The sequence below is a fragment of the Streptomyces sp. MB09-02B genome, assembly GCF_033794485.1.
Taxonomy (GTDB): Bacteria; Actinomycetota; Actinomycetes; order Streptomycetales; family Streptomycetaceae; genus Streptomyces.
In genome coordinates this window covers 1-12,423 of the sequence record NZ_JARGEE010000271.1, presented here as the reverse complement: position 1 = coordinate 12,423, position 12,423 = coordinate 1, and the positions used below count along the sequence as shown (strand labels likewise).

The 12,423-nt window shown below is 68.6% G+C and carries 8 protein-coding genes; 7 read left to right on the top strand and 1 reads right to left on the bottom strand.

Translation table 11 applies throughout. The annotated features are described in order from the left end of the window. Positions 1–290: 290 nt before the first annotated feature. Positions 291–1,307, bottom strand: a complete 1,017-nt coding sequence (locus tag P1P70_RS30115; RefSeq protein WP_086802172.1) for a hydroxyacid dehydrogenase — start codon at positions 1,305–1,307, stop codon at positions 291–293. 352 nt (positions 1,308–1,659) lie between these two features. Here P1P70_RS30115 and P1P70_RS30110 point away from each other — a divergent pair, with 352 nt between their 5' ends. The 7 genes from P1P70_RS30110 (at position 1,660) to P1P70_RS30080 (ending at position 11,967) form a co-directional block, all read left to right on the top strand. Next, complete coding sequence (locus P1P70_RS30110; RefSeq protein WP_319243303.1) at positions 1,660–2,991, top strand: ABC transporter substrate-binding protein; 1,332 nt, start codon at positions 1,660–1,662, stop codon at positions 2,989–2,991. 47 nt (positions 2,992–3,038) lie between these two features. Next, positions 3,039–3,992 carry a sugar ABC transporter permease gene (locus tag P1P70_RS30105; protein ID WP_319243300.1) on the top strand — a complete coding sequence of 318 codons (954 nt, stop codon included), beginning with the start codon at positions 3,039–3,041 and terminating at the stop codon, positions 3,990–3,992. Next, positions 3,989–4,855 (top strand): carbohydrate ABC transporter permease, encoded by an 867-nt coding sequence (locus tag P1P70_RS30100; protein WP_319243298.1) that lies wholly within the window; start codon positions 3,989–3,991, stop codon positions 4,853–4,855. The genes P1P70_RS30105 and P1P70_RS30100 overlap by 4 nt, the downstream gene beginning before the upstream one ends. A gap of 14 nt (positions 4,856–4,869) precedes the next feature. Further along, complete coding sequence (locus P1P70_RS30095) at positions 4,870–8,313, top strand: Tat pathway signal sequence domain protein (protein ID WP_319243296.1); 3,444 nt, start codon at positions 4,870–4,872, stop codon at positions 8,311–8,313. A gap of 101 nt (positions 8,314–8,414) precedes the next feature. Beyond that, a complete protein-coding gene (locus tag P1P70_RS30090; RefSeq protein WP_319243294.1) occupies positions 8,415–9,563 on the top strand; it encodes an alginate lyase family protein in 1,149 nt (382 codons plus the stop codon). 11 nt (positions 9,564–9,574) lie between these two features. Further along, positions 9,575–11,167 carry a glycoside hydrolase family 43 protein gene (locus P1P70_RS30085; protein ID WP_319243291.1) on the top strand — a complete coding sequence of 531 codons (1,593 nt, stop codon included), beginning with the start codon at positions 9,575–9,577 and terminating at the stop codon, positions 11,165–11,167. Beyond that, on the top strand, positions 11,164–11,967 hold the full coding sequence (locus P1P70_RS30080; protein WP_319243290.1) for an alpha/beta hydrolase: 804 nt from the start codon (positions 11,164–11,166) through the stop codon (positions 11,965–11,967). Before P1P70_RS30085 ends, P1P70_RS30080 begins: the two co-directional genes overlap by 4 nt. Positions 11,968–12,423: the final 456 nt, after the last annotated feature.

Here is a 12,423-nt window from a genome sequence, read left to right as displayed (position 1 = left end):
GAGTGGGTGGGGTGGAGCTGGGGTGACGGGAGCGAGTCACGTGAACCCGGTCGGGCGGATCGCCCCCGGCCCCGGTCGCGGCCCCGGCGTCGAAGCTCGCAGGGGCCTTGCAGACGAGCGTCCGATGAGGTCGCGAACTCTGGTGGCCGTGCATGCATTGCACCGGAGAGCCCTTGATGGGGATCTTCCGAAAAGCCGAGAGCGGGGGAGGCACGACCAGAGCTTTTCGGCAACGCGGCGAGGTGCTGTGCCAGGCCGTGCGACCCGGGAGGTGCGGAGTGCAGAACCCCTCAGGCGCTGATGGCCAGTCCTGCCCGGTGGACCGGGTGGGCCGGGGGCAGCCCCGCCGTCATGCGTTCCAGTTCCGTCACCACCGTGCCGCCGAGGCGCGCCAGTTCGTTGCCGAGGGACCCGGCGATGTGCGGGGTGAGGAAAACGTTCGGAAGGCGGTAGAGCGGGGAGTGAGCGGGCAGTGGCTCGGGGTCGGTGACGTCCAGGATCGCGCTGAGCCGGCCGTTCACCAGTTCCTCGGTGAGCGCGCCGTGGTCGATGAGGGCGCCGCGTGAGGTGTTGATCAGGACACCGCCGTCGGGGATGAGCGCTAGCCGTTCGCGGTTGAGCATGCGGTGGGTCTGCGGGATGTCGGGGGCGTGCACGCTGACGATGTCGCTGGTGCACAGCAGCTCGTCGAGGTCCAGTGGGGTCGCGCCCAGTTCCGCGGCCTCCGCGACGTCGACGTAGGGGTCGTGGAGGCTCACCGACAGATCGAGGGGCCGGAGCAGTTCCAGGACCCGGCGGCCCACTCGGGACGCGCCGATCAGGCCGACCCGACGGCCGAAGTTGCCGACCCCCGCGTACTGCGTCGGAGCGGGATGGACGTGCGCGGCACGGTAGCGTTCGCGGAGTCCGAAGGCGTCCTTGCCGGCCAGCAGGATCATGGCGAGCGTGTACTCGGCCACGGGCAGGGCGTTGGCCCGCACCGCGCTGGAGAGAGTGAGGCAGCGCTCCCAGAACGGCTCGCCCACGAGGTGGCGGACGCTGCCTCCAGCGTGCAGGACAGCGCGCAGCCGGGGCGCGGCCGCGAGGGCCCGGGCGTCGACGGGAGGGCAGCCCCAGCCTGTGATGAGCACCTCGGCCCGGCCCAGGGCCTCGACTGCGGTGGGGTCCGAGAAGTCCTGGACCACGAGCGCGGGATCGATCTGCGCGAGCTGCTGGAGACGTCTCATCAGCCCGGGTGGGAAGAGTTCATGCAAATATGAGGGATTCATGGCAAAAAGGGCGAAGGGTGGCGACGGGGGCGTGAGCATGGTGCTCCTGCGGGTGTGAGGGGGTGTACCGGAAGGTGCAGTAAACGTATTCCAAACTAGAAGCCCCTGCCGGGCCCGGTCAATGGTCGTCTTCGGGCATGCGCATGCGTCCGGTTGTGTCTGAACAGATGGGAGTATGCAGGTCAGGGGTCTGCTCACGTAACGCTTTTGAAAGTTGGACGAAACAATCCGGCCTTGCCTCTTGTGGATTCGACACGTCCAGTCGTACGGTCCCACAACAAACGATTACTGCCTCTGATCTGCAGTGTCGGCTCCCCATCCTGTTCGTCGTCTCGACCGCGCCGTCTCCCCCACGTGCGAGCGCCGTCCCGTTCCCTCTCGTGGAGGACCGATGTCCAAGCACCGCATCCGCCCCAGAGTCCTTGCCCCGGTGGCCGCCGCCGCGTCGCTTTCCCTGCTGCTCGGCGCGTGTTCGGGAGGCGCCGACTCCGACGAGGCCTCGTCGACCACGAAGGGCGACGTCACGCTGGAGTTCTGGAGCTGGACCGACGGTATCGAGGCCCAGACCGAGGTGTGGAACAAGGCCCACCCCGAGACGCAGATCAAGTTCGTCAACCCGGCGGGGGAGACGGCGTACCAGAAGCTGCGTGCCGCAGTGAACGCCGGCACCGCTCCATGTCTGTCGAAGATGGACGGGATGAACCTGGCGAACTTCGCCGCCGACGGCCTGCTCACCGACATCAGCAAGGTCGCCGAGCCGTACCGCGACAAGTACACGCCCGCCGCGTGGAACGCGGTCAGTCCCGGCGGCACCACCTTCGGCATCCCCATGGGGTCCTCGCCGTTGTTCACGGCCTACCGCGCGGACCTGTTCCAGAAGTACGGGATCAAGGCGCCGAAGACCTGGGACGACCTGATCGCGGTCGGCAAGAAGGTGCAGCAGAAGGACAAGAAGGTCAAGATCTACAACATGGCGGGGGAGGACCCGAGCACGCTCGTGGACCTGTCCTGGGAGGCGGGCGCGCAGTGGTACAAGGTCGACGGTGACCACTGGGTCATCGACTTCACCTCACCCGAGGCCCTGAAGGCCGGCGATATCGTCCAGCAGCTCGTCGACAACGACCTTGCCTCCAGCGCCTCCTACGCCGACCCGGGCGTCTTCAAGACCTGGGACCTCGGCACCACCATCGCGATGACGACCTCGACCTGGCAGCTGCCGATCTACGACACCAACTTCCCCAAGTCCAAGGGCAAGTGGCAGCTGGCCGACTCGCCGGCCTTCGACACCGCCAAGCCGCGGACCTCCAGCAACTTCGACGCACTGGCCGTGCTCAAGGGCTGCAAGCACCCCGACCGCGCCGCCGAGTTCGCCGCCTGGCTGTCCAGCAGCAAGGAGTCGCTGACCACGCTCACCGACCCCGCCTCCAAGTCCGGCCTCTTCCCGGCGGTCCCGGACGTCTCCCCGTACGTCGACAAGATCATCCCCACCGAGATGTTCAACGGGAAGTCCGACAGCGCGAAGGTGATCACCGACGCGGCCGCGCGGGTGGGCGACCAGTGGCAGTACGGCCCCAACTACGCGGCCATGTACTCCGAGATGCAGAAGCAGTGGGGCAAGGTCATGAAGAAGGAACTCACGGTCGAGGAGATGCTCACGAGCATCGAGAAGTGGACCGTCGACGACCTCAACGGCAAGGGCATCAAGGCCGTCTCGGGCAGCTGAGCCCTCGTCCCTAGCCCCACCCTCACCCGGAGACATTGGAGTCACCCGTGTCCACCCTGACGCGACCGGCGAAGGTCGCGACCGACTCCCCGGTCCGGCGGACCTCCCCCCGCCGGGCCGGGAGACGGGGAGCCTACAAGGGGCTGCTGTTCATGCTCCCCTTCCTGCTGGGCTTCCTAGCCACCTACGTCGTGCCGATCGTCTACGCCTTCAGCCAGAGCCTGCACGAGAAGAAGAGCAGCGGCCTCGGCTTCGGCCCGACCCGGATCGTCTACACCGGCTTCGCCAACTTCGCCTCGGTCCTGGGGGACAGCGCGTTCTGGGCGAGCATGGGCCGGACCCTGCTGTTCGGCGCCGTGCAGATCACGGTGATGCTGGGCATCGCGCTGCTGCTGGCGCTGCTGCTGGACGGCGTGGCCGCCCGCGCGGTGCGCTTCTTCCGCGCCGCGCTGCTCATCCCGTACGTCGTCCCGGCCGTGGTCTCCACCCTGATGTGGCTGTTCCTCTACAGCCCCACGGGCAGCCCGCTGCTCGACATCGCGCAGCGGGCCGGCACGGAGATCTCCTTCTTCGGCGGCCTCAACACCTACCTCTCGCTGGGCAATCTGCTCACCTGGCAGGGGATCGGCTTCAACATGATCCTCATCTCCGCCTCGCTCCAGGCACTGCCCCGCGAACTGTACGAGGCGGCCCGGCTCGACGGAGCCCGCGAGTGGCGCGTCGCCTGGTCGATCAAGATCCCGAACATCACCGGGATCCTGGTGCTGACCGGAATGTTCTCCCTGATCAGCCGACTCCAGCTGTTCGGCGAGCCGCTGATCATGCGGCAGATCGCGCCGGAATCCATCAACACCGACTTCACGCCGATGATGGAGATCTACGACCAGGCCTTCAAGGTCGGCGACTACCAGTACGCCGCCGCCGAGTCCCTGGTCCTGGCCGTCGTCACCGGCATCCTCGCCTTCGTCTTCTACCGCGCCACGAACAGGAAGATGTCATGAGCGCTGTCGCCTCCGGGGGCGGCGTACGCCCTTCCCGCCGCGCGGTGGTGCTCACCACCGGCCTGCTGGTGGTCTTCGTGCTCTACTCGCTCGCCCCGACCTGGTTCCTGATCGTCTCCGCGACCAAGGACCAGACCGACCTCTACTCCACCTTCGGCCTGTGGTTCTCCGGCAACCACCTGGGCGACAACCTGCACGACATCGCGACCTACCACGACGGTGTGTTCCTGCGCTGGCTGGGCAACTCCGTCCTCTACTCCACCCTCGGCGCGGCCGGCTCCACCCTCGTCTCGCTCGCCGCCGGGTACGGACTGTCGAAGTTCGAGTTTCCCGGCCGGGGCGCCCTCTTCGCCGTCATCGTCGGCGCCTCACTGCTGCCGAGCACCCTGCTGGCCTTCCCGCTGTATCTGGTGTTCTCCGAGATCGGGCTCACCAACACCATCTGGTCGGTGCTCATCCCGTACTTCATCAACCCCTTCGGGGTCTACCTCGGCAAGGTGTACGCCGACAGCTCGGTGCCCACCGAACTGATGGAGGCTGCCCGCATCGACGGCGCGAGCGATCTGCGGATCTTCGCCTCGATCGCGCTGCCGCTGATGCGCACCGGCGGCATCACCATCTTCATGCTCGAGTTCATCAACATCTGGAACAACTTCTTCCTCCCCCTGTTCATGCTCAACGGCGAGCGCACCTTCCCCGTGACCCTGGGCCTCTACTCCTGGCTCCAACAGGCGCAGACCGCACGCGACATGAACACCCTCGTCCTCACCGGGTCCCTGCTGTCGATCGTCCCGCTCGCGATCTTCATGTTCACGCTCCAGAAGTACTGGCGCAGCGGAATTCTCATGGGCAGCCTCAAGTAAGAAGGAACAGCGCCGTGTCCCACGCCCCCAGAAGACGTGAAGTGCTCAAGTACGCCGGGACGACCGGCGCCACCGCCGCCGGCCTCGGCCTGCTGACGTCCCGGCCCGCCGCCGCGTCACCGGCCGGCGAGTCCGCCGCCTCCGATGCCTCCGACACCTCCGCCGCGTTCAAGAAGGCCGTCTGCAAGCCGCTCGACATCGTCGTCTTCGGCGACGAGAGCTCCGAGTCGGCGCACGGTCTCACCGCCACGCTTTCCGACACGGTCACCGGAGGCCTCGGCCAGAAGGCCCGTGTCCTCAACCCCACCGAGCCGGCCACGTACTGGGGCGGCAGGCTGAGGTTCGACGTCGCCGTCAGCCCGACCGACACCACCTACGTCACCGTTCGCCTGTGGGGTGACGACTACGACGCCACCTCCGAGCAGGCGGGCTCCGGCACCAACATGTGGCGGCTGCAGTTGTTCTGCGACGGCAAGCAGGTCGGCTACCAGGACGAGGGCGCCGTCGACAGCCTCGACATCCTCGACACCGCGCCGCGCACCCCCGGCCGGTTCTTCTTCCACACGCTGCCGCTGCCGGAGAAGCTGACGGCGGGCAAGAAGAGGGTGACGCTGGAGATCCGCGCCATGGGACGCATCTGGTCCTACGGCCAGAACCCCGAGCAGCTGTACTACAAGATGACCACTCCGTCGCGCGGCATCTACCGCCTTTACACCCACACCGAGCCGTACTTCGTCCCACCCAAGGGGGAGGCGCAGGGCCCGGCGCCGGTGCCGAAGGTGCGTACCGTCGAGGGCCCCGAGGTCCTGGAGGCGGTGCGTCAGCGCGTCGCCAAGGACCAGAAGCACTACCTGACCGGCGCCAACCCCGCCGGCATGGACGCCTTCGCCTTCCAGTCGCTCGCCGAGGGCTACCTCTGGTCCGGCAGCCCCGCGTACCAGAACCCGGCGGCGCTGGACCGCGTCCTGCGCGCGATCGACGGCAGGTACATGGCGTGGAAGAACGACGCGACAGTGCTGACCGGCTCCGACCAGCAGTGGCAGGGCTTCGGCCGGGTCGGGCTGGTACTGGCGCTGCTCTGGGAACACCTGGACGACCGTCTGGACCAGCGGGTGACCGGTTCGCCGTACGAGATCTCCAACCCCGGCTTCGAGGAGGGCGGCGATACCCCCATGGGCTGGGAGGTGCCGGGCTGGGGGAAGACCGCCGACGCGTCCTGGACGCGGGACACCGGCGTCTCCCGTTCGGGCTCCGCCTCGCTCAAGGTCACGGCGAGCGCGGCGAACGGCTTCATCACCGTGTACAACGCGCCCAGGACCCGCGTGGGCAAAGGGAGGTACACCTACGGCGCGTGGATCCGGACGGATGGCGTCACGGGCACGGGCGCGCACATCGACCCGCTGTTCTTCGACGCGGGCGGCAAGCTCGTCGGCAGCGACCACCGCCAGTTCGCCGCCACCGGCACCCACGGCTGGGAGTACGTCTCCATCGACCTGGACACCCCCGCCGGCGCCACCCAGATGGAGATGCACCTGCGGCTCTCCGGACCCGGTACGGCCTGGTTCGACTCAGTCGCCCTGGTCGAGCCCACCGAGCTGCGCAACCCCGGCTTCGAGCAGGGCGCGGGCACTCCGTCCGGCTGGGAGGTGCCGGGCTGGGGGAGGACCGCCGACGCCTCTTGGACACGGGACACCTCCGTCAACCGGTCCGGTTCCGCGTCGCTGAAGCTGGCGGCCACGGCGGCGAACGGCTTCGTCACGGCGTACAACTCCGCGAAGATCCAGGTCGGCAAGGGCACCTACACCTACAGCGCGTGGATCCGGACGGACGGCGTCACCGGGACGGGCGCGCACATCGACCCGCTCTTCTTCGACGCGAACGGCAAGCTTGTCGGCAGCGACCACCGCCAGTTCGCCGCCACCGGCACCCACGGCTGGGAGCAGGTCTCCCTCGATCTGAAGACGCCCGACGGCGCCACCCAGGTGGAGTTCCATCTGCGGCTGAGCGGCCCGGGCACGGCCTGGTTCGACGACCTGACCGTCACCCCTCCCGCGGATACCGGCACCCCTGAGCAGCCGGCGCGACGCGCCGCGTACATCGACATGCTGAAGTCGAGCCGGGACTACTGGAGACAGCACTTCCCGCACTACACCAACCAATCGCAGATCTGCGCCATCGGCATCTACCAGGCCAACCGCGGCCTCGGACTCCTCGACCCGGACCTCGCACTGCCGGACGAGAAGGCCCGCGACTACATGTACCAGGCGCTCGGCATGAAGCCCTACCTCGGCAAGGAGGACAAGGACGGCAACCCCACCAAACCGCTGGGTGAGAGCTACCACCAGGTCAGCCGGGCCGGCCTGACCCGCGAACTGGGGTACGTGGGCAGCTACGGCGAGGTCCACGACTGGCTGGTCATGATGTACGAGTCCGTCACGCGCGGATACCGGGGCAAGGAAGCACCGGAGCTGCGCGAACAGATGGTGAAGATCATCAAGGCTCGGGGGCGGTTCCGGGTGGTCGACGTCGACGAGACGGGCGCCCGCGTCTCCCGCATCGAGACCGTCGTCGGCTGGCGCAACGAGGTCTACCCCGGTGAGGTCGCCTACGCCTCCCGCACGGCCTGGGACTCGCACCCGCTGATGTCGGCGGCGGTGTTCAAGGACCCCGACATCGTCGGCTGGACCCAGGAGATGGTCGACGACGGGCAGTTCTACCGGCAGCTCGACCTGCTCGTCCACCACACCTGGACCCGAGTCGGCCTCGCCGCGCTGCGCCTGGTCTCCCGCGACTGGGACGCCTTCCAGGCCCTCCCGGCCCGCCCGGGGCGCATCCCCACCGCCTGGGAACGGCCCGACTTCGTCTTCACCGACGAGGAGAACGGCGTCCTGGCGGTGAAGAACGGCGAGGAACTCCTCTTCGCCTCCCTGTACTGGCGCGCCCGGCAGGGCGTCAACGACTACGCCCGCATCCACCACCTCACCCCCACCGACCAGCGCTCCGCCACCATCCGCCAGCGCTCGGCCGGCGCCACCGACGACGCGTACACGGTCAACGACTGGATCCTGTGGGACTACGCGATCAACGACCCCGGGGCCGGACACATCCCGCCCGGCGGCTTCCCGCCCCCCGGTGACACCCTCCACCAGGCGCTCAAGGGTGACGTGTACCCGCTCGCCCCGGTCCCGGCGGACGTCCCCGACCCGGCCATGGGCGTCCACTTCGAGGGCGTGGAGACCATGCTCGTCGGACGGGCGCCGTTCTATCTGTGCGAGTACGGCGACTACCTGATCGCCATGAACACCAGCACCGACCGGACGTACACCCTGCCCGCCCGCCAGGACTTCGGTCCCGCCCGCGACCTCGCCACGGGTGAAACCGTGGGCGCCGGCAAGCGTCCCAAGGTCGGCCCGCGCAGCACACTCGTGCTGTATCGGGGCCGGCGCGCGGCCGACTGACCGGCCAGAGGGGGAGCCGGGCGGAGGCCGGGCTCCCCCTTCCCTCATTACTCCACCCCCCACTCCCTGCCACTCAGCGCCGAGTGAAAGAGAGAAGACACATGGCCGAACCAGAGCCCACCACGCCCGGTTCCCCGAGCCGCCGCCGTTTCCTGCAGATCACCGCCGTCGGCACCACGGCGGCCGCCACCGGGCTTGCCGCGATCCCGACCGCGGACGCTCTGACTTCCTTCATCCACCCCGGGGTGCTGCACAAGCTCTCCGACATCCAGCGGATGAAGACCCGGATCGCGGCCGGCACCGAGCCCTGGCTCAGCGGCTGGAACGTGTTCAGGACCAACGCCTACTCGCAGTCGACCTACGCCATGATGGGCCCGCTCATGACCATCGACCGCGGCACCACCGAGATCGGCAACTGGGAGTTCTGGAACGACTGCAACGCGGCCTACCAGAACGCCCTGATGTGGAACCTGACAGGCACCACCGCCCATGCCACCAAGGCGCTGCAGATCATCAAGGCCTGGTCGTCCACGCTCACCTCGATCACCGGCAAGGACGCCCAACTCGCGGCCTCCATCTACGGTTTCAAACTCGCGGCGGCGGCCGAGCTGATGCGGTACACCGCCCCTTCGGGCAGCTGGTCCGCAGCCGAGATCACCCAGACCGAGAACCTCTTCAAGAACGTCTTCGTGCCCCTGGTGAACACGTTCGGCGACGCGGGCTGGGGCACCAACTGCATCAAGGCGATGATGGCGTTCGGGGTGTTCTGCAACGACACCTCCGTCTACAACGCCGCCGTCGACGCCTTTTACCTGCACAGCTGCTGCAAGATCAGCCGGGTGATCAGGGACTCCGGCCAGTGCGTGGACAGCGGACGCGACCAGGCCCACACCCAGCTCATCCTGGGCAGCATGGCCGAGGCCTGCGAGATTGCCTGGGTTCAGGGCCAGGACCTGTACTCCGCCTCCTCCAACCGGCTGCTGGCCGGCTTCGAGTACACCGCGAAGTACAACACCGGCAACGCCGTCCCGTACACCGTCTGGGGCTCCTGCCAGCTCACGTTCAACTCCATCTCGACCATCGAACGCGGCAATCTGCGTCCGATCTACGAGATGGCCTTCAACCACTACGTCAAACGCCGCAGCCTGCCCGCCCCCTGGACGTACACCGCCATCGGGAACATCAGCCCGGAGGGCGCGGCCTTCCAGTGCGACCACGTGGGCTTCGGCACCCTGCTGTTCACCCTCTGAGCGGAGCATCCGTGATCCACAACCCCGTCCTGCGCGGCTTCGAACCCGACCCCGTGATCCTGCGAGTCGGCGACGACTTCTACATCGCCACCTCCACCTTCGAGTGGTACCCGGGCGTCCGGATTCACCACTCCAGGGACCTGGTCAACTGGCGTGCGCTGGGCGGGGTTCTGGACAGCACGCGCCTGCTGGACCTCACCGGCGTCCCCGACTCCGGTGGCATCTGGGCGCCCGGACTGTCGTACGCGGACGGTCTGTTCCACCTCGTCTTCACCGTCGTCGACACCTACGCGGAGGGCTGGAAGGACCTCCCCAACTACGTCACCACGGCGGCCTCGATCGAAGGACCGTGGTCCGATCCGGTCCCGCTGCACGGCCGGGGCTTCGACGTGTCCCTGTTCCACGACGACGGCGGCCGCAGCTGGCTGCTGAACATGCGGTTCGACTGGCGTCCGGACCGCGAGGGATTCGCCGGGATCGAGATCCAGGAGTACGACCGCAAGACCCAGGCCCTGCTCGGCGAACCCCGCACCATCACCACCGGAACCTTCGTCGGCGTCGCCGAGGGCCCGCATCTCTACCTGCGCGACGGCTGGTACTACCTGGTGCACGCGGAGGGCGGCACCGGATACGAACACGGCGCAGCAGTGGCCCGCTCCCGCGACCTGCTCGGACCGTACGAAGCCGATCCGGCAGGCCCTCTGCTCACGTCCCGACACGACCCGGCCCTGGAGTTGCAGAAGGCCGGGCACTGCTCCCTCGTCGAGACGGCGACAGGGCAGTGGTACGCCGCCCACATCGTCGCCCGCCCCCACACGGAGCGGGGCCGGTGCGTGCTCGGCCGGGAGACCGCGCTGCAACCGGTGACCTGGACCGGCGACGGCTGGCCCCGCATCGCCGGAGCCGTACCCGCCGTCACGGTGCCGGCACCGGCGCTGCCATCAGCGCCCGTCGCCGAACCACCGGTGAACGACTGCTTCGAGGCTCCGGTCCTCGGCCCCGACTGGTCCACGCTGCGCCGCCCGGCCGGCGACGACTGGATCGAGCCGGCAGCGGGGCGGCTGCGCATCCGAGGCGGCCAGTCGCCGGTGGGCCGCCGCACCCCCAGTCTGCTGGCCCGGCGGGTGACCGCCCCGCGCTGCTTCTTCGAGACCAGCCTGACCTTCTCGCCCCGCACCCCCGACCATCTGGCCGGTCTGACCGCCTACTACAACACCCGCAACTGGCACTACCTGTACGTCACCTCCGAGGACGACGGCGCTCCGGTCCTGCGGGCACTGAGCTGCGAGGCCGGCCGACTCGTCGCACACGAGCCGGCGGTTCCGCTGGAGCCCGGACGCCCGGTTGTCCTGCGCGCCGAGATCGACGTGCCCGTCCTGCGCTTCTCGTACGACACCGGTTCGGGGGCCCAGGTGCTGCCGGTCGAACTCGACGTCACCGTGCTCTCGGACGAGCACGCCGACGAGTTCTACGACGGGCAACTGCGTGCCCTCGGCTTCACGGGCGCCATGCTGGGACTGTGGGTGCAGGACCTGGACGGCGCCGGTGTCCACGCGGACTTCGCCTACGCCACGTACCGGACCATCCCGGACGGCCGCGCATGACAACGATCGACCTGGGACGCGTCCACCTCTTCTGCACCGTTCTCGGACCCGACCGGGCTGCCCCGCTGCTCCTGGTCCACGGCTGGGGCGGAGACGGCCGGGAGTGGTCCGCGCACGCCGAGGCGCTCGCCGACCGGTTCCGTGTGATCGTCCCCGACCTGCGCGGGCACGGCCGCTCGGCAGTGCCCGACGAGGGCAACACCCCGGCGGAGATGGCCGAGGACCTTGCCGCGCTCCTTCGTCACCTCGGCACCGGGCCGACGATCACCGTCGGTCACTCCATGGGCGGCCAGGTAGTCAACCTGCTCGCGGTACGGCATCCGGAGTTGGTCCGCTCGGTCGTCGCGCTCGATCCGGCGCACGGCGCGCACGGCGCGGAAGCGGAGGGAATCCCGGCCCGGCTGGCCGAGTACACGGAGCACGGGGCCCGCGCGGCGGCGGGGTTCGTCGCCGGCGCCTTCTCGGCGCGTGCTTCGGCCGGACTGCGCACTGCCCATGTCCGCACCATGCTCGGCACCCCGGACCACGTCATCGCCCAGGCGTACGCCGGCATGTACAGCGACCCCGGCGCGGTCGGGGCCCGCCCGCACAGCGAGGCGTATCTGCGCCGCCGCACGCAGCCCGCGCTCACCGTATGGACCACGGCGCCAGCAGCCACCTGGGAACGCGGCACCCTGCATGTCCCTGGCTCCCGCGTCGAACACTGGCCTGACACGGGGCACTACCTGCACGGGGAACATGTCGAACGAACAGTGCGCCTGTTGGAAGACTGGGCGCTGGCTGGACAAGGGACCCGGTAGGAGGTGTCTGGGCCCGTTCACTCGTTCCAGCAACTGGAGGCATGGTGCGGGCGGCATCGCTGATGACGTAGGGCGTCGCGGGCGACGGTCACGGCCAGGGTGCCGGCGTGGCCGGCTGGTCGACCATGATCAGGACCTTCCTCTTGCGCTCGAGGCGGGTGAACAGCTCACGCAGCTGCGGCTCACCGTTGGCAGCGGTTCGTCGAAGACCGCGCGGCCATCGCGTGGCAGGGCCGTGCCGTGCTCGGACTTGCCGACGTCCAGCGCGCCGGCCGCACGTGAGCTGTCGATTATAATATTACGTGCGTAAGGTCTAGCCTCGGGCCGTGCGTGTGCGCGAGAATGGAGGAAGCCTGTGGTGAAGCTTCCCCTTGGTGTTGGACACCTGGAGACTGGGACGTGAGGTTCCAGAGGGAGTAGTGCCAGGTGGGAAGCAAGAGCAACCGCAGCAGGCGG